This window comes from Macrococcus sp. CoH-51_TC_04, assembly GCF_058188655.1.
On sequence record NZ_JBVGOY010000079.1, the window covers coordinates 1 to 257 of the forward strand.

At 56.0% G+C, this 257-nt stretch carries 1 protein-coding gene; it reads left to right on the forward strand.

Annotated features, from left to right (window positions below):
- Positions 1-257, forward strand: a 257-nt coding sequence (locus tag ACZ2V4_RS11840; protein WP_490514970.1) for a hypothetical protein, incomplete at both ends; no start/stop codon positions are given.

The window sequence follows — 257 nt, forward strand, 5'->3', positions numbered from 1 at the left end:
GTATAGATCGTGCTGACGAGCCTGAGCTGCATGCTCTGTTCCGGCGCACGACTGCTGGTCGCAAGACCAGTGAATCGTTCAATCTGAATTCTCGCGGCTACCGTACCCCGCTCATGGCCCGGGACTTTCACTCTGGTGAAAGCTGGACCATCACTAAGACCGGCAAGATTCGCCACAACCCGGCACCACAGTATGCACGTGCTCGCGCAAACGACAATATCTACAAGATAGCGAAGCGTGCGACCCGTGATCCTAAC